We start from the raw sequence: 20,314 nt of genomic DNA, 5'->3' as shown, positions 1-20,314 counted from the left end.
GTCCTCCGACTTGTTGGTGCTTGTTTAAGCAGTGTTGGTGTTTTCAGTTGTGCCGCGCCCAAGGCATTGATGACCCGGCAAGATTACTCCGTTGTTGCTGGCCCTTACTGACCCGTCGCTTTCGCGATGATCTCCTTCGACACGTTCGCCGGCACTTCGGCGTACGAGTCGAACACCATGGAGTAGTTCGCCCGGCCTTGGGTCTTCGACCGCAGGTCGCCGACGTAGCCGAACATCTCCGACAGCGGCACGTGCGCCTTGACCACGCGTGCACCGCTCCGCTCCTCCATGGCCTGGATCTGGCCACGGCGGGAGTTCAGGTCGCCGATCACATCGCCCATGTAGTCCTCGGGCGTGGTGACCTCAACGGCCATGATCGGTTCCAGGATCACCGGTTGCGCTTGCGCAGCAGCCTTTTTGAGCACTTGAGAACCGGCGATCTTGAAGGCCATCTCCGACGAGTCGACCTCGTGGAAGGCCCCGTCGAGCAGGGTGACCTTCAGGTTCACCAGCGGGTAGCCCGCCAGCACGCCGTACTGCATGGCGTCCTGGGCGCCGGCGTCCACCGACGGGATGTACTCGCGCGGGATGCGGCCACCGGTGACCTTGTTCTCGAATTCGTAGGTCGCCCCGTCCTCGCCGTGGAAAGGTTCGAGGTTGATCAGCACCTTGGCGAACTGGCCCGAGCCACCGGTCTGCTTCTTGTGGGTGAACTCGACCTTTTCCACCAGCCGCTTGATGGTCTCCTTGTAGGCGACCTGCGGCTTGCCGACGTTGGCCTCGACCTTGAACTCGCGGCGCATGCGATCGACCAGGATGTCCAGGTGCAGCTCGCCCATGCCACCGATCACGGTCTGCCCGGTCTCGGCGTCCTGGTGGACCTTGAACGTCGGGTCCTCCTCGGCGAGCTTCTGGATCGACAGGCTCAGCTTCTCCTGGTCGCTCTTGGTCTTGGGCTCGATCGCCACCTCGATGACCGGGTCGGGAAAGGTCATCGACTCGAGTACGACCTGGTCGTTCGGGTCACTCAGGGTGTCGCCGGTGGTGGTGTCCTTCAGACCGATCACCGCGTAGATGTGACCCGCCGACGCGGTCTCCACCGGGTTCTCCTTGTTGGAGTGCATCTGGAACAGCTTGCCCAGCCGCTCCTTCTTGCCCTTGGTGGAGTTGATGACCTGGCTGCCGGAATCGACCTTGCCCGAGTACACCCGGACATAGGTCAGCTTGCCGAAGAACGGGTGCGTGGCGACCTTGAAGGCCAGCGCCGAGAACGGCTCGTCGGTCGACGGCTTGCGCACGACCTCGACGTCCTCCTTGCCCGGAGCGTGGCCGACGGCCGGCGGCACGTCCAGCGGCGAGGGCAGGTAGTCGATGACCGCGTCCAGCATCGGCTGCACGCCCTTGTTCTTGAAGGCGCTGCCGCACAGCACCGGGTAGGCCTCCGAACTGATGGTCAGCTTGCGGATCGCACCCTTGATCTCCTCGACGGTGAGCTCCTCGCCGCCCAGGTACTTCTCCAGCAGCGCCTCGTCGGTCTCGGCGACGGACTCGAGCAGCTTGGTGCGGTACTCGTCGGCCTTCTCCCGCAGGTCGGCGGGGATGTCGACGACGTCGTACTTCTCGCCGAGCTTGGCCTCGGCGCTCCACACCTTGGCCTTCATCTCGACCAGGTCGACGACGCCCTCGAAGTCGCCCTCGGAGCCGACCGGCAGCTGGATCGGGATGACGTTGGCGCCGAGGCGCTCCTCCATGGTGCGCACCGAGAAGTAGAAGTCGGCGCCGATCTTGTCCATCTTGTTGACGAAGCAGATCCGCGGGACGTCGTACTTGTCGGCCTGCCGCCAGACCTGCTCGGACTGCGGCTCGACGCCTTCCTTGCCGTCGAAGACGGCGACCGCGCCGTCGAGCACGCGCAGGCTGCGCTCCACCTCGACGGTGAAGTCGACGTGGCCCGGGGTGTCGATGATGTTGATCTGGTTGTCGTTCCAGAAGCAGGTGGTGGCCGCGGAGGTGATGGTGATTCCCCGCTCCTGTTCCTGCTCCATCCAGTCCATGGTGGCCGCGCCGTCGTGGACCTCACCGATCTTGTAGCTGATGCCGGTGTAGTAGAGGATGCGCTCGGTCGTCGTCGTCTTGCCGGCGTCGATGTGCGCCATGATGCCGATGTTGCGGACCCTGGTCAGGTCGGTCAGCACGTCCTTCTGTGCCACAGAAGTCTTCCCACTCTTTCGATTGCTTGGTTAGTTCGCTGTTGGTTGCGCCCGGCCGTCACCGCCGGCTGCAATCACCAGCGGTAATGGGCGAAGGCGCGGTTGGCCTCGGCCATCTTGTGGGTGTCCTCGCGCCGCTTGACGGAGGCCCCGAGGCCGTTGCTGGCGTCCAGGATCTCGTTCGCCAGCCGCTCGATCATGGTCTTCTCCCGGCGCTGCCGCGAGAAGCTGACAAGCCAGCGCAGCGCCAGCGTGGTGGACCGGTCCGGGCGCACCTCCACGGGCACCTGGTACGTCGCACCGCCGACGCGGCGGCTGCGGACCTCCAGGGCGGGCTTGACGTTGTCGAGCGCGCGCTTGAGCGTGATGACGGGATCGGTACCTGTCTTTTCCCGGGCATTCTCGAGCGCACCGTAAACAATGCGCTCGGCGAGCGATTTCTTCCCCTTGAGCAGAATCTTGTTCACCAGCTGGGTGACCAGCTGAGACCCGTACACCGGGTCGTTCACCAACGGACGCTTGGGCGCGGGTCCCTTGCGTGGCATCAGCTCTTCTCCTTCTTGGCGCCGTAACGGCTGCGAGCCTGCTTGCGGTTCTTGACGCCCTGGGTGTCCAGGGAACCGCGGATGATCTTGTACCGCACGCCGGGCAGGTCCTTCACCCGGCCGCCGCGCACCAGCACCATCGAGTGCTCCTGCAGGTTGTGCCCCTCGCCCGGGATGTAGGCGGTGACCTCGACCTGGCTGGTCAGCTTCACGCGGGCAACCTTGCGAAGCGCCGAGTTCGGCTTCTTCGGGGTGGTGGTGTACACGCGGGTGCACACGCCACGGCGCTGTGGGCTGCCCTTGAGGGCCGCGGTCTTGACCTTGGCTACCTTGTCGCGGCGACCCTTGCGGACCAGCTGCTGAATGGTTGGCATCTACCGGCTTTCTGTCTCGCGTCTTACTTGCATTCTTCAAGTCTCATGTACTGCAGTTTTGTCCGGCCGCACTACCCCGCGGCCGGGTGTGTCGCACGCGCCGCGCACCGGAGGGGATCCGATGCGTCCTGGACATGCGAATTCGCCCGGCATTCACTTCCTTACGGTCAGGCGCCGTAAGCCGCCAGGCACGAGGCTCCACAATACCCGCCGCCGGTCGCGCAGGTCAAAGCGGCGTGACACCCTCGGCTGCGGCGCTTCGCCCGGCGGGTTTCTCGGTGCGTTTCTCCAGGCCCGCCGCCAGGCGAAGGACCATGTCGGAGAACACGGCGTCGGTGTCGATGTCGTCCATGACCCCGGTCATTTCGAGTAAGACGAAGCCGTGCAGCGCGGACCAGAATTCCAGCGCCGCGTAGAACGCCTCCTCGCCGTCCAGACCGTAGGAGGACAGCACGGAGATGACCGGCGCGGCGGCCCCCCGCGTGGCGGCGGCGTATTCGGGGTCGTCACCGCCCAGCGGCATCCGGGTGAAGGCCGAATAGCGGCCGGGATGGTGATGGGCGTAGCTACGGTAGGCGCCGGCCATCACGAGGACGGCGTCGTCGCGGGCGCGGCCCTCGCCCACCCGGTTCAGCATGGTGATGATGTCGTCGATGACCCGGATCCGCACGGCGCGGCGCAGGTCCTCCAGGCTGTCCACGTGGTTGTACAGCGAGGGCCCCTTGGTTCCCAGCTGGGTGGCCAGGGCGTTGATGGTCAGCGAGTCCCAGCCCTCACGGTCCAGAAAGGTCAGCGCGCCCTCGACGATGCCCTCGCGGCTCAGCTTGGCCGGGCGCGCGCCCGAGCGGCCGCCGCGCTGGCGCACGGCCGCCGTCGGCGGGTCCGGCGGAGCTGCCATCGCAATAGCCCTTCGGTTGCGGCTGATCGAGTTGACTAATGACTCTAGTTGACGGGCAAATGCCCGAGGGGTCTGCCATTGGCGGGGGGAGGGCACGTAATCTCTTTGCAGGCTCATTCCACCGCGCTAAGGGGGCCTCGTGAACAGGACAGCCGTCGCCGCGTCGCTCGCCGCGTGTGTCGCCTGTGTCGCCGCTCTCGTGGCCGCTGTCGTGGCCGCTGCGCCGGCCGCGCACGCCAAGAACGGCGACACGCACATCACCGGTCAGGGCGTCGAACAGACGGTGGACTGCAACGACGCCACCCTGCTGGTCAACGGCACCGACAACTCCGTCACCGCGCTGGGGAACTGCTACGCGGTCACGGTGATGGGCTCGGGCAACACCGTTGTGGCGGACTCGGTTTCGCACGACATCACCGTCTACGGTTGGAACGAGACGGTGTTCTACCACGGCGGCCAGCCGATCCTCTGGGACCGCGGCCGCGAACTGGGCATGACCAACCGGCTGCAGCAGGTACCCGGCTGAGCCACCGGGATCGACAAGGGGAATGAGGATCAATGCGCGCGCACTTCGGTGACCACAAGTCCGGCCTGGCCGCACTCGCCCTGGCGCCGGTCGCCGCGGCCGCGGTGCTGGCGGGGTGCAGTTCGACCGCCAACCCGCCCGCGGGGTCGTCGACCACGACGAAGTCGAGTTCGACCTCGACGACGACGAGCGGCGCCGCCGCGACGACCAGTTCGAGCGGAGCGAGCACCACCGCGTCGATCGAGATCGGCAACACGCTCAACTACGGCTCGATGGGGACGACGGCCACCCTCGACTGCGGCGACGGCAAGTCACTGAACGTGGGCGGCTCCAACAACACGCTGACCGTCACCGGGACCTGCGAATCGTTGACCATCGGCGGCGCGAACAACAAGGTCACCCTCGACAAGGTCAACACGCGGATCAGCGTGGTGGGCATGGACAACACCATCACCTACAAGGACGGTGCACCCAAGGTCGACAACCTCGGCTCGGGCAACACCATCAACAAGGGCAGCTGACCGGCCGCTAAAAGGCCGCGAAAAGGCCGCTAAAGGGCCGCTAAAGGGCTGAAGCCCCGTGCCGGCCGGCGCCGGCCGCGAACCGGCCGGCCCCTTCACTCGCCTCGGCCGCGACCCGGGAGATGCTGGCGAACTCGAAGTCCATCGCCTCGGATTCCGTTGTCCCCCACTGGTGTAACGCGGACAGCCGATCCGACCGCAGGCACTGCTGCGGCAGCGCGGCCAACTCGGCGGCCAGCTGCTCGGCCGCCTGCCGCGCCTGTCCCTTGGGCACCACGCGATTGGCCAGGCCCATCGCCAGGGCTTCGTCGGCCCGCACACCGCGCCCGGTGAGGATCATGTCCATCGCCCGGCTCTGGCCGATCAGCCGGGGCAGCCGCACGGTGCCGCCGTCGATGAGCGGCACGCCCCAGCGCCGGCAGAACACCCCGAACACGGCGTCCTCCTCGGCCACCCGCAGGTCACACCAGAGGGCCAGCTCGAGTCCCCCGGCGACCGCGTGGCCGCTCACCGCCGCGATCACCGGTTTGGACAGCACCATTCGCGACGGGCCCATCGGACCGGGACCGGTGCGGTGCACGGCGTTGGCCTCCGGCGTGCCGAACGCTTTCAAGTCCGCTCCGGCACAGAATGTTCCGCCCTCGCCCCACAACACGGCCACCGACGCCGAGTCGTCGCGGTCGAATTCGTCGAAGGCCGCGTACAGCGCGGCGGCGGTGGGGCCGTTGACGGCGTTGCGCGCCGCCGGCCTGTCGATGATCACCGTCGTCACCGGGCCACTGCGCTCGACGCGCACCGGATCGCTCATCGCACCTCCACCAGTTGGGTTCCGTTGTTTGGTTCCGCCCGACCACGTCGCTGCGCCAGTTCAGTCGCGAAGTCGTGGTAAGCATCGCGCAGCCGCGACCCCGGCCAGTCGGCGGGCACCAGCTCGGCCGGCAGCATCGGATCGGTGAGCAGGTGGCGAACGATTGCCGCGGCCACCAGGAAGCGGCCGGGAACGTCGCCCGCACCGGCCATGTCGGCCAGCAGCCGGTGGCCGGTCTTCGCCCACCCGCCGAGGTCCCACAGCTCACCGGCGAGCTGTTCGGGCGCGTCGTCGCGCGCCCGCAGCAGCCGAATCCGGCCTGCGGCCTCGGGGCCCAGGTCCGGGTCCAGGTTGTCGGGGCGCATCCACACCCCTTCGCGCAGCTCGCCGAAGCGCTTCTCGTGCATGGTGTTTCGCAGCGCCGCCCGGGTTCGGGCGTCCGTGCCCACGCTTGTGACGACGGCCATCAGCCACTCCCCGCGCCACGGGCGGGTGCGGGGCCGCATCGCGTCGTCCTGGCGGCGCTGGCGGGCCAGCAGGCGATCGGAGAGCCGGTAGCCGTCAGCGGAGCGGACCAGGTCGCCGGCGCCGACCATGCGGGTCAGCGCGACCCGCAACGTCGTCTCCTTGATGCCGAAATCGGCGGTCAGCCCGATCAATTCGCTCGCGCTCGCCCACGCCGGGTGCGCGCCGAGCAGCACGCTGAGCACCACCGACCGAGCCGTCATGCTCGCCATGGCTGATTCCTCTCAGACCTGGGAGGCTTGCCGGCCGTGGTCGCCGAACGGCTCGTCGCGATGCCGCACGGCCTCGCGGAAGCCGTGTTCGACGGCCTCGGCGACGAAGGCGTGCCCCTCGGGCGTGTGGCGGGCGACCCCGTCGAACACGGTGCTGACCATCCGGCTGGTGGCGACACCCTGTTGCAGCAGAGCCGAATTGAGCGCGAGCTTGACCATGATCAGCTGGTTGACAGGCACCGCCGCGATGCGCTGCACCAGCCGCTCGGTGCGCTCGTCGAGGTCTTCGGGTGCCGGGGCCTCCACCGCCAGACCCCATTCGGCGGCCTGCGCTCCGGTGATGCAGTCGCCGGTGAACAACAGGCGCTTGGCGCGCTGGTCGCCGAGCCGATGCGCCCACAGGCCCGCCGCCGGGACGCCCCAGACCCGGGTCGGCGGGTAGCCGATCTTGGCGTCGGCGGCGGCGATCACCTGGTCGGCGTGCAGGGCGATGTCGGTGCCGCCCGCCACGCAGTAGCCGTGAATCTTGACGACCGTGGGCTTGTCGGCGTGCATCAGGCTGGCGAACCCGCGCACGAAGCGGCTCATCATCTGGTAGTCGATCATGGGGTCCCAGGGCTGATTAGACAGGTGGTTGACCCCCTGCGTCTTGCCGTCGAGCACGGTGCCCTGGTAGCCGCCGGTCCCACCGGCCGAGCCGGTGCGCTCGGCGTAGGCGCTCAGGTCGAAGCCGGCGCAGAACCCTTCGCCGCGGCCCGACACCAGGATCACGTGCACCGCCGGATCGAGGTCGGCGCGCTCCACCAACGCCGAGAGCTCCAGCGGGGTGTCGGCGATGATCGCGTTGCCTTTTTCCGGACGGTTGAACGTGATTCGCGCAACCCGGTCGGTGACCTCATAGGTCATCGTCTTCAGGTTGTCGAAGTCGACCGGCCTGATCGCGTGGGTCACCGCGCTCAGCCCTTTACCAGGGCCCGCTCCAGGATCGGCGCGAGGTCCAGGCCCGTGGGCATGGTGCCGAACGCGCCGCCCCAGTGCCGGTCGAGCCGGGTGGTCAGGAACGCCTCGGCGACGGCCGGATGCCCGTGGCGCACCAGCAGCGATCCCTGCAGCGCGAGGCAGATGTCCTCGGCGACCTTGCGGGCGCGGTAGGCGATGGTCTCCACGTCGCCGAGCTCGCGGCGCAGCCGCTCGACGTGGCCGGCGAGCCGCGGGTCCTGGCCGGCGCCCTCCCCCAGTTCGTCGAACAGCACGTCGACGCATTCGGGCCGAGTTGCCATGGCGCGCAACGTATCCAGCGCGCTGACGTTACCGGAGCCCTCCCAGATGCCCATCAGCGGCGCCTCCCGGTAGAGCCGCGGCATGCCGGACTCCTCGGCATAACCGTTGCCGCCCAGGCATTCCAGTGCCTCCGCCGCGTGCGGGGTGGAGCGCTTGCACACCCAGTACTTGCTGGCGGCCAGGCCGATGCGGCGCAGCAGCGCCTCACGTTGGTCGCCGCGCGTCGCCTTGTCGGTGGCCCCGGCCATCCGCATCGCCACGATCGTGGCGGCCTCCGCCTCCACGGCCAGGTCCGCCAGCACGTTGCGCATCAGCGGCTGGTCAATCAAGTAGGCGCCGAACGCCTTTCGGTGCTGGGCGTGGTGGATGGCGCGGGTCAGGCCGGTGCGCATGCTGGTCGCGCTGCCCAGGGTGCAGTCCAGCCGGGTCAGGTTGACCATCTCGATGATGGTCGGGACGCCGCGGCCCTCCTCGCCGACCCGCCAGGCGACGGCGCCGTCGTACTCGATCTCGCTGGAGGCGTTGGCATGGTTGCCCAGCTTGTCCTTGAGCCGCTGGATGAACATCCGGTTGCGGCTGCCGTCGGGCAGCACGCGCGGCAGCAGGAAGCACGACAGCCCGCCCGGGGCCTGCGCCAGCACCAGGAAGATGTCGCACATCGGCGCCGAGGTGAACCACTTGTGCCCCGTGAGGCGATAGCTGCCGTCGGCGTTCGGGGCCGCCTGGGTGGTGCCGGCACGCACGTCGGAGCCGCCCTGCTTCTCGGTCATCGACATGCCGGCGGTGATGCCGGGCTTGGCGGTCGCCCGCTTGAGTTCGGGGTCGTATTCCCGGCTGGTGAGCAGGGGCTCGTAGACGGCCGCCAGCTCCGGGTTGTGGCGCAGCGCCGGCACGACGGCATACGTCATGGAGATGGGGCACACGTGCCCGGGCTCGCAGTTCCACGCCGACATCTTGGCGGCACGCACCACGTGCGCGCCGGGACGGTCGTCGGCCCAGGGGGCGGCGTGCAGGCCGTGGGAGATCGCGGCGCGCATCAGCTCGTGGTAGGCGGGGTCGTATTCCACCTCGTCGATGCGATAGCCGTACTTGTCGTGCGTGTGCAGGATCGGCCGGTTGCGGTCGGCCAGCTCCCCCCAGCGCTGGGCCCGCGTCGATCCGGACAGCGCACCGACCTCGTTGACTTCGTCGAGGCCCCACTGGCCGCCCTCGCGGATCAGCGCTTCGACGAGGGCCGGGAATGCCGCGGGGTTGTAGTTCTCCAGCGGCGGGACCTGGTTGGTGACGACATGGGTGTCTGGCATGCACCCATGTTACATTTTTTCGACAGCCGCACAATAGATGTAATGGTCAGCGCCGGTGGACCGCGAAGAACTGCCACAGCTGCCGCGTGGCGAAGGGCGGCCAGTCGTGGCCGCCGCCGTCGACCGTGACGAGAACGACGCCGCGGTTGTCGGGGCAGGCGGCCGTGGACGTGGTCACCTGGCCGCTGGTGGCGTCGGTGGGAGCGCCGCAGCGATCCACGTTGCGCCAGAACGCATTCACGTCCGGGATCGACGGTCCGTTGATGACGCTGAAGCCCTGCCCGCCGCCGTAGGGGACGAGCCGGTCCGTCGTGCCGTGCACCGCCATCACCGACGTCGGACGCGGCGACGCGCACGCGTTCAGCTGCGTCCCGGCGACCGGTCCGATCGCAGCGAAGATGTCGGTGGTGCACGCCAAGGTGTAGGACATGATGCCGCCGTTGCTCATTCCGCTGGCGTAGATCCTCGCGGGGTCGATGCCGACGTTTTTGGCCACGTCGGCGACGGCCGCGCGGATGAACCCGACGTCGTCGACCCCTTCCCGTCCGGACCGGCCGCAGCAGGTCTCGCCGTCGACGTTCCATGCCCGGTCCAGACCATCGGGGTAGGCGACGGCGAACTTGCCCGAATCAGCCAAACCGTCCCAGCCGTAATCCCTTTCGACCTGCCTGGCGCTGCCGGAATAACCGTGCAGCACGACCACCAACGGGGCCGAGGCGGGCAGCCCCGCGGGCTTGTAGAGCCGATAGCTGCGATCGCGTCCGCCCACGCTGAGGTGGTGCAGGCTGGTTCCGGTGGCGAATCCCGACGGCAGCGTCAGGTTCTCCCACGCCGTGCAACCCGCGACCACCAGCACCAGGCCGACGATCGCGGCGAGTCGACGGGCCACGGCGGTCAGCCGTTGATGTGTTCTCGCAGGAACGCGATGTCGTCCTTGCGGCCCTCGTCGGCGGTCTCGCAGATCACCGGCGCGTCGGCGGCCTTGACCACCGCGGCCAGCAGTGCGGGATCGATCTGGCCGGTGCCGAAGTTGGCGTGCCGGTCGGCGCCGGAGCCCGCCGCATCCCGCGAATCGTTGCAGTGCACCAGGTCGATGCGTCCCGTCAGGGCCTTGATCCGCTCGACCGCATCGATCAGCTCCTCACCTGCGGCCCAGGCGTGGCAGGTGTCCAGGCAGAAGCCGATCCCCTTGTCCCCGATGTGATCCCACAGCCGGCCGATGGTGTCGAAGTAGCGGGCCATCGCATGGTCGCCGCCCGCGGTGTTCTCCAGGTACACCGGCACATCCGTCTCGAGGTAGTCCAGGGCCTTGACCCAGCGCTCGAAGCCGGCCTCCATGTCGTTGTCGTCGGCGTGGCCGCCGTGCACGATGACCGCCGTCGCGTTGATTTCCGCGGCGGCGTCGCAGGTGTCCTGCAGGATCTTGCGCGACGGGATGCGGACGCGGTTGTTCGCCGACGCCACGTTGATCAGATACGGCGCGTGCACGTACAGCGGGATGGTGGACGCCTTCAGCGCGCCGGCGTCCTCGCGCGGTTTCGGTTTCTTCCAGCTCTGCGGGTTGGACAGGAAGAACTGGACCACGTCGGCGCCGTCGGCCTGGGCGGCGGCGAGCGGGTCGTCGTTGCGGACGTGCGAGCCGATGAGCACGTGGCCAGTGTAGTGAGTGGGCGGTCCGGGTGACTTTCGCGGCGCCGCATTCTGAATAGACTTCCGGTCATGCAGCCGCTGCGTGTGGATACCGCCGCCGTGCAGGCGATGGCCGGCCGGTGGGGCGCGTCGGTCGGCGAGCTGAGCGCGACAGTGGCACCGGCGGGGGCGGGATTGTCGTGCCAGGCCAGCGCCGCCGCCGTCAGGGCCGCCCACGCGGAGGTCACCGCCTTCACCGCGTCGCTGGCCGCCCGGGTGGGTGCGCACTCGGCCCGTGTCGGCGTGGCCGACGCCGGCTACCTCGCCAACGAGGCCGACGCGGCCGACCAGATGGCGGCGGTGGCGCCGCGCGCGACGGGCGTGTAGTCATGGCCACGGTCGCGGCGTTTCCCGACCTCTCGCAGCTGTTGTCCTGGCCCACCGAACATCTCAGCGAGGCCGCCGATCACTGGGAGGCCGTCGGCGCGCGTAGTTACGGGGCCGCCCACCAGGTTTGGCGTGATGCGCTGTCGGTCGATTGGCAGGGCGAGGGGGCCGCGGCGCTGCGCTCGGCGACGCATTCGGACATGCGAGCGACCAGTGGGGCGGCCGACCAGCTGCAAGCGGCCGCCAAGACGGCCCGCGGCGGTGCCTCGGACCTGGATGCGGCCCGCTCGCGGTTGCGGTACGCGGTGCGAGACGCCAACACCGCCGGGTTCGACGTCGACGAGGAGATGTCGGTCATCGACCGCTCCGCGGGCGGATCGGCGGCGCAGCGCGCCGCCCGCGAAGCCCAGGCGCAGGCCCTCGCCGCCGACATCCGCCAGCGCGCCGTGCAGCTGGTCGCCCTGGACCAGCAGGTCGCCGGGCGGGTCACCGCGGCGGTCGCCGGGATCCGCGACACCTTCCCGCAGGCGCCGCAGGTTCACGGCGTCGACAACCACACGTTCAAGCAGGAGCCGGCGCCGCCGACCAATCCGGGGGCGGACCCGCCCTGGAAAGATCTTCCCCCACCCAAGAATTGGGACGACATCCGAAAGATTCTGCTCCAACTTCGACCAGGCAAGAACGATCCAAATCGAGAGTTGGACACCCCGGAAGAGATTCGGAAATTCTTCGATTGGTTGAGTAAAGGCGCCGTCGGCGACTTGCCCAATTCGGGTGGATTCCCGCGGATGAAACTCCCGGATGGCACGGAGATCAAGTTGCGCCCGGACAGCACGTCCGGGGGGCCGACCATTGAAGCAGTCCCACCGGGCAAGACCAAGGGGCCCAAGATTCACTTGCCGTTGTTGCCGTTTGTCGACAATCCGCCGGTACTGCCGGGTGTTGGTCAGTATCCGATTCCCGAGCCGCCACCGTTGCCGTCGGCACATCCACCACCGCCGACGCTGCCACCGACGCAAATGCCGCATCCGGCCGACCTCCCGCCCTGGTTGCAGAACCCATCCCCGCCCGGATTCACCGTGAGCCCGGTACAACAACCGCCCGTGTTCGGCTGGGACCAACCGGATGCGCCGGGATTACCTGTGCCGCACCCGGCCCCACCAGCGCCCGGCGGGCCGTCCTGGTTACCGCAGGTCGGCCATGACCTCAGTGAGGGAGGTAAGGCAGTGTTCGGATGGGTGATGGTCGGCGGGGTCCTGGTGTGGACGATCCTTACCGGCGGTGGGCAAAGCGGAGAGGCGGCCGCGCCGTGAGTGCGTCACCGACCGGGCCGATGCACGAACCACTGCCGCCGTCACTTGTCGACGTGTTGATCGAGGACGAGTACATCGACGACGTGGCCGCTCTTCCCGCTGTTGAGATACCTGAGTGGCTGAAGCGGTTAGGTGTCCCCCGGGGTTGGGAGTTGAGTCCGCCAGCCGACGGTACCAGTGCGCCGTGGGCGCTGGTCGCCGTGACCGGGCCACGTGGCAGCGGCGAGTGGGACGCCGCCGAAACCATCAGCGTTTTCGGCTACACCGGCCGACCCCTCTTCTCCGACGTCTTCCATAACGCGGACCGAATGCTGCGCGGTATGAACGCCTCCGACATCGCCGTCAAGGTATTGCCCATCCCGCCGGTCCAGTGGACCGCTGCCGTGCGCAGCAGTGGAATTGCCCACGTGCGCGATCGGAGCGTATGGGTTCAGCAGAGCAACTACGTCGCCGGTTCAGACCAACCGCACGCCGGTCGACTGATCGTGCACTCCCTGTTCGTCGAGACGGCGAGTCAGGCCCGACTGTCTGATGACATCAGGGAGGCCAGCGACGCAGTCTATGAAGGCTTCGTTGCCGGACTCGCCGACACGTAGCCGACTGCTAATCGTCGCTGGCGACAACCAGTGCCACACTGCCGGCGCGGCGATCGATGAGCACAAACTCGTGAAAACCGCTGTCCGAACCCACGGATGAGCCCCAATCATGTTCAGCCGTATCCCGCAGATCGGCGAGCTGGTATAGGGCGGTCGCGCTGCGAATGCGCGGATAGAGCTCGCTTTCCATCTGGTCGCGACGGGCCGCGGGTAACGGCGCCTGATATTCAGCCCATGTGCGAAGCAATGCCTCGGCGTCCTGCGCCGAGGCACGTGAAAAGACCTCAGGCGTAATGGCGTGCAACCAGTAAGGTCCGTGAATCGTTTTAGCATCCTTGAAGTCTCGCGACGCATAGCTGTCGCGATAACGGACGTGGCGAATCAACAGCTTCAAAACCTCGTCGTCGTTGGCGTCGGGTGGCAGCGCGAACAGCTTCATGACCACCCATTGCCGACTGGTCCGAAAGTTGATGAAAACCTCGCCTTGGTACACCAACCGCTGCTCCGCGGGCACCGCGCTGGCCCCACTGCTGTTCGGTTCGCCCATCGCTTCCCTGCCTCCTTAACCAGAAGCACACGCGAAAAGTTGTGACGAAGCAAGTCACCCGCCATCAACTGCTTTCAGCGCCTAGAGCTGGCTTCACGCTCGAGGGCGAGGACGCCGCCAAGCGGCGGGCCCTGTTCGGCGGTGCCGAATCCGCCGTGCAGCATGATGATCAGCGGGGCGGACGGGGTCGCCGGGAAGAACTGCACTACGTCGGCGCCGTCGGCCTGGGCGGCGGCGAGCGGGTCGTCGTTGCGGACGTGCGAGCCGATGAGCACGTGGCCAGTGTAGTGAGTGGGCGGTCCGGGTGACTTTCGCGGCGCCGCATTCTGAATAGACTTCCGCTCATGCAGCCGCTGCGTGTGGATACCGCCGCCGTGCAGGCGAGGTCCCGATCAATCGTGTGCACTGCACATCAGGACCGCTGGGGTTCGCGGACTGCGAAGACACTGGCGAAAGTCTCACGATGAGGATCGTGGCGAACATCAACGAGGGGCGCGCCGGCGTCCCTGACGGGGGTCAGAAAGGAATTATTTCAATGTATCCCCTCGAGGGAGGCAGCGGAGTGGTCGAAGTGGGACCGGGCTGGACGCTATGCCCGCCGTGGGTGAACAAAAATGTGCCCATCAACTGAATCCACCGCAGCCCAACATGGGTTCGCGGCGGACGTGTTGCGAAACTTGTTGGACCGCATCGAGTTCGAGAACGACAACGGACACGAGCCGTTTCTGGTCTCGCACGCCTAGACCGATGGACCGATGATGTACCTGGTGTACACAGCACCCCCGTCGGACAGAACGTGGGGGCTGGCCCGCGACACCAGGGAGTCGATCATCGACCCCGGTCCCTGGCCGGACTTGGACGAAGCAGTGCTGTATTACTACCTGCTGGATTTCGAGGAGAACCAACCGTCCGCGTCATTTCGTCGGCCGGGCGAGCGAGACACCATCTGGTGGTTCGGCTTCCCCCGCGACGGGTTGCCTGAGCACCCGTCCGACATTCCAGCGGCGTACCGGCATACCCCCCAGACGGGCATCGAACCGACCAAGCACGAGCGCGATCGAACTCCGCCCGTGATCAACGAGCCTCGCCTATACGGAAACCCACCGCCGAGAAGCGGCGACGAATCATCTACATGAATGCGACGGTCGCGCGCGCTCATCGGAGCAACGACTGATGGTTCGTCTGTGGTCGGTCGGGTGACTTTCGCATTGTCGAATGCTGAATAGACTTTCGCCCATGCAGCCGCTTCGTGTGGACAATGGCGGAGACTCGGTGTGGACCATCCTCTTCGGGGGCGGGCAGGGCGGTGCGTCGGCGACGCCATGAGCACTTCGTTTCCACTACCCGAATGGCAGTCGCGCGCGGCGTCCTCGATGAAGGATGTGCTCACCGAAGACGAGTGGATGGAGATCGAGGACGTGGTTGCGCTCACCGGCGACCGCCTCCCGGAATGGCTGCAGCGGTTGGGAATTCCTCACAGTTGGCATGCTGTCGCACTCCCAGCCAACGTCGAGATGCCGATGGCAAGGGTCGCGGTTTACGGAAAGCGCGATGAGGGTGGATCGGAGGCCGCCGAAACCATATGCGTATTCGGCTGCACCGGGTGGCCCTCGTTCTCCGATGTACTCGAAAAGTCCGCAGGCACGTTGCGTGCTCTTGGCACTGCCCACATCGTTACCAAAGTGCTGCCCGTCTCACCGCGGCGGTGGACGGCCGCGGTGCGGAGTACGGGCATCGCCCTCATCGGTAGCCGACCCGTACATGGCCCGCGGAGCCACGGCACATGGGTACAGCAGAGTAGCTACGTGGCCGGTTCGGACCAGCCACACGCTAGCCGCCTGATTGTGCACAGCCTGTTCGTCGCGACGGAGTGTCGGGCTCGACTGTCACAGGACATCAACCGGCTCAGCGATGCGGTATACCGCGGGTTCGTTGCCGCGCTCATCGACGGTGACGGCGGGAGCTAGTCGTCGCTGGCAACTACCAGTGCCACGTCGCCCGCGCTTCGGTCGATCAGTACGAACTCGAAGAAACCCGTGACGGAGCCGACGGAGCTGCCCCAGTCGTGTTCGGCGGTATCGCGTAGGTCCGGCAACTGGTATCGGCTTGTCGCGTTTCGGATCCGCGGATACAACTCCCGCTCCATCTCATCGCGGCGGCCATCGGGAAGCGGTGCCGCGTACTCGGCCCACGTGCGAATCAGGGTTTCGGCATCGGTGGCAGAGACAGGGGAAAAGAGTTCCGGTGTAACCGCGTACAGCCAATACGGCCCATGGATGGTTTCCATGTCCTTATCGCCCGTGCCGCCGTAGCTGTCGCGGTAGCGGATGTGACCAACCAGCAGCCTCAACACAGTCTAGTCGTCGACGTCGGCCGGCAACGCGAACAGCTTGATTTTCACCCACTGATAGGTGTGGTTGCGAAAGTTGATGAAGACCTCGCCCTGGAACCTCAACCACTCCTCGACCGGTATGGCGTCGGGGCCCGCAGCCGGTTCTCGCATCGCTTCCCACCTCCTTGGCCCCTAAGCACACGCGGAATTAGGCCAATGTGCAAGCCACCCTTACCCACGCGCGAGTGTGAAACTGGCCGCACACTCGGCGCCGAGTGTGAAGCTGGCAGCACACTCGGCGGCCAACGAAAAGCCCCGGGGCGTAAAACCCCGGGGCTTTTTCGTCGTGTCGAACTACCGGTAGTCGCTGTAGCCGTAGTCGTCCAGCGGAACCGCGGCACCGGTGGCCTGGCCGAAGTCCGGGCTGTAGTACTGATCCTCGTAAGACGGGATCGTGTACGCGGCGGCCCGGGCCTCCTCGGTCGGCTGCACCTGGATGTTGCGGTACCGGTTGATACCGGTACCGGCCGGGATCAGCTTTCCGATGATCACGTTCTCCTTCAGACCGTTGAGCTTGTCGCTGCGGCAGTTGATCGCCGCATCGGTCAGCACTCGCGTGGTCTCCTGGAACGACGCCGCACTCAGCCACGAGTCCGTGGCGAGGCTCGCCTTCGTGATGCCCATCAGCACCGGCCGGCCGGCGGCGGGCTCGCCGCCCTCGGCCACCACCCGGCGGTTCTCCGCCTCGAACTCCGCGCGGTCGATCAGCGAGCCGGGCAGGAATTCCGTTGCGCCCGAGTCGATGATCGTGACGCGGCGCAGCATCTGCCGGACGATCACCTCGATGTGCTTGTCGTGGATCGACACACCCTGTGCGCGGTAGACCTCCTGGACCTCGCGGACCAGGTGGATCTGCACCTCGCGCGGGCCCTGCACGCGCAGCACCTCGTGCGGGTCGGCGGAGCCCTCCATCAGCTGCTGGCCCACCTCGACGTGGTCGCCGTCGGAGAGCACGCGCTCGGAACCGTCCTCGTGTTTGAACACCCGCAGGCGCTGACGCTTCGAGAGCTTGTCGTAGACGACCTCCTCGCCACCGTCGTCGGGGACGATGGTGATCTTGTAGAAGCGGTCGTCGTCCTCCAGGCGGACCCGCCCGGTGACGTCGGCGATCGGGGCCTTGCCGCGCGGGACGCGGGCCTCGAACAGCTCCTGCACACGGGGCAGACCGCCGGTGATGTCCTCACCGACACCACCCTGGTGGAAGGTACGCATCGTCAGCTGCGTGCCCGGCTCACCGATGGACTGCGCGGCGACGATGCCGACGGCCTCGCCGATGTCGACCAGCTTGCCGGTCGCCATCGACCGCCCGTAGCACGTCGCGCACACGCCGGTGCCGGTGGTGCAGGTCAGCACCGACCGCACCTTCACCTGCGTGATGCCCGCCGCCAGCAGCGCGTCGATCTCCGGGTCGCCCAGGTCCTCCCCGCGCGCGACGACGACGTTGCCGGCCTCGTCCACCGCATCGGTGCCCAAAGTCCGCGCGTACGCCGAGGTTTCGATGTACGGGTCGCGGATCAGGGTGCCGTCGGGCTGACGCTCGGCCAGCTCGACGACGATGCCGCGCTCGGTCTGGCAGTCGTGCTCGCGGACGATCACGTCCTGGCTGACGTCCACCAGACGACGGGTCAGGTAACCCGAGTCGGCGGTACGCAATGCGGTGTCCGCCAGGCCCTTTCGGGCGCCGTGGGTGTTGATGAAGTACTCCAGCACGGTCAGGCCCTCGCGGAACGACGACTTGACCGGACGCGGGATGAACTCACCCTTGGGGTTGGTCACCAGGCCCTTCATGCCGGCCAGCGTTCGGGTCTGGGTGAAGTTACCCGTGGCACCCGAGTCGACGATTGTGATGATCGGGTTGTCGGCGGGGTAGTGCTCGCGCAGCGCCTGACCGACCTCGTCGGTGGCTTCCTTCCAGATCTCAACCAGGGCCTCGTTGCGCTCGTCGTGGTTCAAAGCGCCACGCTGGAACTGCTTTTCGACCTTGTCGGCCCGGTCCTCGTAGTGGTCGAGGATCTCCTTTTTCCGCGGCGGAACCAGCACGTCGGCCATCGACACCGTCACGCCGCTTCGGGTCGCCCAGTAGAAACCGGCGTCCTTGAGCTTGTCGACGGTCTGCGCGACCACGATCATCGGGTAGCGCTCGGCCAGGTCGTTGATGATCGAGGCCTGCACCTTCTTGTGCATCTGCTTGTTCACGAACGGGTAGGCCAGCGGCAGCAGCTCGTTGAACAGCACCCGGCCCAGCGTCGTCTCGGCCATCCACGCGTCCCCCGGCCGCCAGCCGTTGACGCCGAACAGCTCGGCCTCGATCTCGGCCGGCGGACGCAGCTGCGACAGCCGAACCTTGATCTTGGCGCGCACCGAGAGCACGCCGCGGTCGGACGCCATGATCGCCTCGGCCGGCGAGGAGTACACGCCGACCTCCGGGCGGTCCTTGGCGGGCGGCGCGTATTCGCCGGTGTCGCCGGGGACCTCGGTGGTCAGGTAGTACAGCCCGGTGACCATGTCCAGTCGCGGCATGGCCAGCGGCCGGCCCGACGCGGGCGAGAGGATGTTGTTCGAGGACAGCATCAGGATGCGGGCCTCGGCCTGCGCCTCGGCGCTCAGCGGCAGGTGCACGGCCATCTGGTCACCGTCGAAGTCGGCGTTGAACGCCTCACACACCAACGGGTGCAGCTGAATCGCCTTGCCCTCCACCAGCATCGGCTCGAAGGCCTGGATGCCGAGGCGGTGCAGGGTGGGTGCACGGTTCAGCAGCACCGGGTGCTCGGCGATGACCTCTTCGAGCACGTCCCACACCTGCGGACGCTGGCGCTCCACCATTCGCTTGGCGCTCTTGATGTTCTGCGCGTGGTTGAGGTCCACGAGCCGCTTCATCACGAACGGCTTGAACAGTTCCAGCGCCATCAGCTTGGGCAGACCACACTGGTGCAGCTTGAGCTGCGGGCCGACCACGATGACGCTGCGGCCCGAGTAGTCGACGCGCTTGCCGAGCAGGTTCTGCCGGAACCGGCCCTGCTTGCCCTTGAGCAAATCGCTCAACGACTTCAGCGGACGGTTGCCCGGCCCGGTGACCGGGCGGCCGCGACGGCCGTTGTCGAACAGCGCATCCACGGATTCCTGCAGCATCCGCTTCTCGTTGTTGACGATGATCTCGGGAGCCCCGAGGTCGATCAGCCTCTTGAGACGGTTGTTGCGGTTGATCACCCGGCGGTACAGATCGTTGAGGTCGCTGGTGGCGAACCGGCCACCGTCGAGCTGCACCATCGGGCGCAGCTCCGGTGGGATCACCGGGACGGCGTCGAGCACCATGCCCATCGGCGAGTTGCCCGACTGCTGGAAGGCGGCGACCACCTTGAGCCGCTTGAGGGCGCGAAGCTTCTTCTGCCCCTTGCCGTTTCGGATGACGTCACGCAGTATCTCGGCCTCGGCGTCGATGTCGAAGTTCTCGATCAGCTTCTGGATCGACTCCGCGCCCATGGCACCGGTGAAGTACTCGCCGTAGCGGTCGACGAGCTCGCGGTAGAGGTTCTCGTCGACGATGAGCTGCTTGGGGGCCAGCTTGGTGAAGGTGTTCCAGATGTCCTCCAGCCGGTCCAGCTCGCGCTGGGCGCGGTCGCGGATCTGGCGCATCTCCCGCTCGCCGCTGTCGCGGACCTTGCGGCGCGCATCGGCCTTGGCGCCCTCGGCCTCCAGCTCGGCCAGGTCGGCCTCCAGCTTCTGCGCCCGGGCCTCCAGCTCGGCGTCGCGCTGGTCCTCAACGCCCTTGCGCTCCACCACCATTTCGGCCTCGAGCGTCGAGAGCTCGTTGTGCCGCATCTCGTCGTCGACCGCGGTGATGACGTAGGCCGCGAAGTAGATGATCTTCTCGAGGTCCTTCGGCGCCAGGTCGAGCAGGTAGCCCAACCGCGACGGCACACCCTTGAAGTACCAGATGTGGGTCACCGGCGCGGCCAGCTCGATGTGTCCCATCCGCTCGCGGCGCACCTTGGCGCGGGTCACCTCGACGCCGCAGCGCTCGCAGATGATGCCCTTGAAGCGGACGCGCTTGTACTTGCCGCAGTAGCACTCCCAGTCGCGAGTGGGTCCGAAGATCTTCTCGCAGAACAGGCCGTCCTTCTCGGGCTTCAGCGTTCGGTAGTTGATCGTCTCCGGCTTCTTGACCTCGCCGTAAGACCATTGCCTGATGTCTTCCGCGGTGGCCAGGCCGATACGGAGTTCATCGAAGAAGTTGACGTCGAGCACG

General features: G+C 67.1%; 21 protein-coding genes and 1 pseudogene. 7 read left to right on the top strand and 15 right to left on the bottom strand.

All coding sequences use genetic code 11. The features are described 5' to 3' along the window. Window positions 1-104 precede the first annotated feature (104 nt). The 4 genes from fusA to BN971_RS15835 all read right to left on the bottom strand — a co-directional run bounded on the left by fusA (window position 105) and on the right by BN971_RS15835 (window position 4,027). Entirely contained in the window at window positions 105-2,210 is a 2,106-nt protein-coding gene (fusA, locus tag BN971_RS15850; RefSeq protein ID WP_085179212.1) for an elongation factor G, read from the bottom strand. A gap of 74 nt (window positions 2,211-2,284) precedes the next feature. After that, window positions 2,285-2,755 (bottom strand): 30S ribosomal protein S7, encoded by a 471-nt coding sequence (gene rpsG, locus BN971_RS15845; protein WP_085179213.1) that lies wholly within the window; start codon window positions 2,753-2,755, stop codon window positions 2,285-2,287. Continuing rightward, window positions 2,755-3,129 (bottom strand): 30S ribosomal protein S12, encoded by a 375-nt coding sequence (gene rpsL / locus BN971_RS15840; protein WP_007767794.1) that lies wholly within the window; start codon window positions 3,127-3,129, stop codon window positions 2,755-2,757. Before rpsL ends, rpsG begins: the two co-directional genes overlap by 1 nt. Window positions 3,130-3,355: 226 nt before the next feature. Further along, window positions 3,356-4,027: a TetR/AcrR family transcriptional regulator gene (locus tag BN971_RS15835; protein WP_085179214.1), complete on the bottom strand. Its 672-nt coding sequence runs from the start codon at window positions 4,025-4,027 to the stop codon at window positions 3,356-3,358. Between the two features lie 139 nt (window positions 4,028-4,166). On the opposite strand from BN971_RS15835, the gene BN971_RS15830 reads away from it, so the two are divergent. Then, a complete protein-coding gene (locus BN971_RS15830; RefSeq protein ID WP_085179215.1) occupies window positions 4,167-4,553 on the top strand; it encodes a DUF3060 domain-containing protein in 387 nt (128 codons plus the stop codon). 32 nt (window positions 4,554-4,585) lie between these two features. Next, a complete protein-coding gene (locus BN971_RS15825; RefSeq protein WP_085179216.1) occupies window positions 4,586-5,074 on the top strand; it encodes a DUF3060 domain-containing protein in 489 nt (162 codons plus the stop codon). 40 nt (window positions 5,075-5,114) lie between these two features. Here BN971_RS15825 and BN971_RS15820 read toward each other — a convergent pair whose 3' ends face one another. Genes BN971_RS15820 through BN971_RS15795 form a run of 6 tightly spaced genes read right to left on the bottom strand, consistent with a single transcriptional unit; the run spans window position 5,115 to window position 10,854 of the window. Continuing rightward, the gene (locus BN971_RS15820) at window positions 5,115-5,882 is read right to left on the bottom strand and encodes a crotonase/enoyl-CoA hydratase family protein (protein ID WP_085179217.1); all 768 of its coding nucleotides are present in this window, start codon (window positions 5,880-5,882) and stop codon (window positions 5,115-5,117) included. Further along, window positions 5,879-6,619 (bottom strand): PaaX family transcriptional regulator C-terminal domain-containing protein, encoded by a 741-nt coding sequence (locus tag BN971_RS15815; protein ID WP_085179218.1) that lies wholly within the window; start codon window positions 6,617-6,619, stop codon window positions 5,879-5,881. Before BN971_RS15815 ends, BN971_RS15820 begins: the two co-directional genes overlap by 4 nt. 12 nt (window positions 6,620-6,631) lie before the next feature. Further along, entirely contained in the window at window positions 6,632-7,570 is a 939-nt protein-coding gene (locus BN971_RS15810) for a crotonase/enoyl-CoA hydratase family protein (RefSeq protein WP_085179219.1), read from the bottom strand. Between the two features lie 5 nt (window positions 7,571-7,575). Next, the gene (locus BN971_RS15805) at window positions 7,576-9,204 is read right to left on the bottom strand and encodes an acyl-CoA dehydrogenase family protein (protein ID WP_085179220.1); all 1,629 of its coding nucleotides are present in this window, start codon (window positions 9,202-9,204) and stop codon (window positions 7,576-7,578) included. 46 nt (window positions 9,205-9,250) lie between these two features. Continuing rightward, window positions 9,251-10,093 carry an extracellular catalytic domain type 1 short-chain-length polyhydroxyalkanoate depolymerase gene (locus BN971_RS15800; protein ID WP_085179221.1) on the bottom strand — a complete coding sequence of 281 codons (843 nt, stop codon included), beginning with the start codon at window positions 10,091-10,093 and terminating at the stop codon, window positions 9,251-9,253. Window positions 10,094-10,098: 5 nt separating this feature from the next. Further along, window positions 10,099-10,854 carry a deoxyribonuclease IV gene (locus BN971_RS15795; protein WP_085179222.1) on the bottom strand — a complete coding sequence of 252 codons (756 nt, stop codon included), beginning with the start codon at window positions 10,852-10,854 and terminating at the stop codon, window positions 10,099-10,101. A 69-nt stretch (window positions 10,855-10,923) separates the two neighbouring features. Between BN971_RS15795 and BN971_RS15790 the strand changes: the two genes are divergently transcribed. From BN971_RS15790 to BN971_RS15780, 3 genes are read left to right on the top strand one after another with little or no spacing between them, the layout of a single operon-like run. Further along, window positions 10,924-11,220, top strand: a complete 297-nt coding sequence (locus BN971_RS15790) for a hypothetical protein (protein ID WP_085179223.1) — start codon at window positions 10,924-10,926, stop codon at window positions 11,218-11,220. Window positions 11,221-11,222: 2 nt separating this feature from the next. Beyond that, window positions 11,223-12,533: a hypothetical protein gene (locus BN971_RS25855; protein ID WP_245836545.1), complete on the top strand. Its 1,311-nt coding sequence runs from the start codon at window positions 11,223-11,225 to the stop codon at window positions 12,531-12,533. 20 nt (window positions 12,534-12,553) lie between these two features. After that, the gene (locus BN971_RS15780; RefSeq protein WP_139027116.1) at window positions 12,554-13,129 is read left to right on the top strand and encodes a hypothetical protein; all 576 of its coding nucleotides are present in this window, start codon (window positions 12,554-12,556) and stop codon (window positions 13,127-13,129) included. A 7-nt stretch (window positions 13,130-13,136) separates the two neighbouring features. Here the strand turns inward: BN971_RS15780 and BN971_RS15775 are convergent, their stop codons facing one another. Further along, window positions 13,137-13,676, bottom strand: coding sequence for a hypothetical protein (locus tag BN971_RS15775; protein WP_085179225.1), 540 nt, complete (start codon window positions 13,674-13,676; stop codon window positions 13,137-13,139). A gap of 176 nt (window positions 13,677-13,852) precedes the next feature. Beyond that, a pseudogene (locus tag BN971_RS24705) lies at window positions 13,853-13,951 on the bottom strand (deoxyribonuclease IV); the annotation flags it as partial. A 492-nt stretch (window positions 13,952-14,443) separates the two neighbouring features. On the opposite strand from BN971_RS24705, the gene BN971_RS15760 reads away from it, so the two are divergent. Continuing rightward, window positions 14,444-14,812, top strand: a complete 369-nt coding sequence (locus BN971_RS15760; protein WP_245836497.1) for a hypothetical protein — start codon at window positions 14,444-14,446, stop codon at window positions 14,810-14,812. 237 nt (window positions 14,813-15,049) lie between these two features. Then, window positions 15,050-15,643, top strand: a complete 594-nt coding sequence (locus BN971_RS15755) for a hypothetical protein (RefSeq protein ID WP_090350282.1) — start codon at window positions 15,050-15,052, stop codon at window positions 15,641-15,643. Here BN971_RS15755 and BN971_RS15750 read toward each other — a convergent pair. From BN971_RS15750 to BN971_RS15745, 3 genes are all read right to left on the bottom strand, one after another. After that, window positions 15,640-16,029: a hypothetical protein gene (locus BN971_RS15750; protein WP_085179228.1), complete on the bottom strand. Its 390-nt coding sequence runs from the start codon at window positions 16,027-16,029 to the stop codon at window positions 15,640-15,642. The two genes, BN971_RS15755 and BN971_RS15750, sit on opposite strands and share 4 nt — an antisense overlap. Window positions 16,030-16,032: 3 nt before the next feature. Then, window positions 16,033-16,179 carry a hypothetical protein gene (locus BN971_RS25105; protein ID WP_169718543.1) on the bottom strand — a complete coding sequence of 49 codons (147 nt, stop codon included), beginning with the start codon at window positions 16,177-16,179 and terminating at the stop codon, window positions 16,033-16,035. A gap of 183 nt (window positions 16,180-16,362) precedes the next feature. After that, on the bottom strand, window positions 16,363-20,313 hold the full coding sequence (locus tag BN971_RS15745; RefSeq protein ID WP_085179229.1) for a DNA-directed RNA polymerase subunit beta': 3,951 nt from the start codon (window positions 20,311-20,313) through the stop codon (window positions 16,363-16,365). Window position 20,314 lies beyond the last annotated feature (1 nt).

This window comes from Mycobacterium bohemicum DSM 44277, assembly GCF_001053185.1.
In the GTDB taxonomy this organism is placed as follows: domain Bacteria; phylum Actinomycetota; class Actinomycetes; order Mycobacteriales; family Mycobacteriaceae; genus Mycobacterium; species Mycobacterium bohemicum.
This window is presented reverse-complemented; position numbering and strand designations above follow the sequence as displayed.

What these genes read in the sequence shown, in the direction of transcription:
- rpsG (WP_085179213.1), bottom strand. Translation starts at nt 2,755, where the DNA reads ATGCCACGCAAGGGACCCGCGCCCAAGCGTCCGTTGGTGAACGACCCG.
- rpsL (WP_007767794.1), bottom strand. Translation starts at nt 3,129, where the DNA reads ATGCCAACCATTCAGCAGCTGGTCCGCAAGGGTCGCCGCGACAAGGTA.
- BN971_RS15835 (WP_085179214.1), bottom strand. Translation starts at nt 4,027, where the DNA reads ATGGCAGCTCCGCCGGACCCGCCGACGGCGGCCGTGCGCCAGCGCGGC.
- BN971_RS15825 (WP_085179216.1), top strand. Translation starts at nt 4,586, where the DNA reads ATGCGCGCGCACTTCGGTGACCACAAGTCCGGCCTGGCCGCACTCGCC.
- BN971_RS15820 (WP_085179217.1), bottom strand. Translation starts at nt 5,882, where the DNA reads ATGAGCGATCCGGTGCGCGTCGAGCGCAGTGGCCCGGTGACGACGGTG.
- BN971_RS15815 (WP_085179218.1), bottom strand. Translation starts at nt 6,619, where the DNA reads ATGGCGAGCATGACGGCTCGGTCGGTGGTGCTCAGCGTGCTGCTCGGC.
- BN971_RS15805 (WP_085179220.1), bottom strand. Translation starts at nt 9,204, where the DNA reads ATGCCAGACACCCATGTCGTCACCAACCAGGTCCCGCCGCTGGAGAAC.
- BN971_RS15790 (WP_085179223.1), top strand. Translation starts at nt 10,924, where the DNA reads ATGCAGCCGCTGCGTGTGGATACCGCCGCCGTGCAGGCGATGGCCGGC.
- BN971_RS25855 (WP_245836545.1), top strand. Translation starts at nt 11,223, where the DNA reads ATGGCCACGGTCGCGGCGTTTCCCGACCTCTCGCAGCTGTTGTCCTGG.
- BN971_RS15780 (WP_139027116.1), top strand. Translation starts at nt 12,554, where the DNA reads ATGCACGAACCACTGCCGCCGTCACTTGTCGACGTGTTGATCGAGGAC.
- BN971_RS15775 (WP_085179225.1), bottom strand. Translation starts at nt 13,676, where the DNA reads ATGGGCGAACCGAACAGCAGTGGGGCCAGCGCGGTGCCCGCGGAGCAG.
- BN971_RS15755 (WP_090350282.1), top strand. Translation starts at nt 15,050, where the DNA reads ATGAAGGATGTGCTCACCGAAGACGAGTGGATGGAGATCGAGGACGTG.
- BN971_RS25105 (WP_169718543.1), bottom strand. Translation starts at nt 16,179, where the DNA reads ATGCGAGAACCGGCTGCGGGCCCCGACGCCATACCGGTCGAGGAGTGG.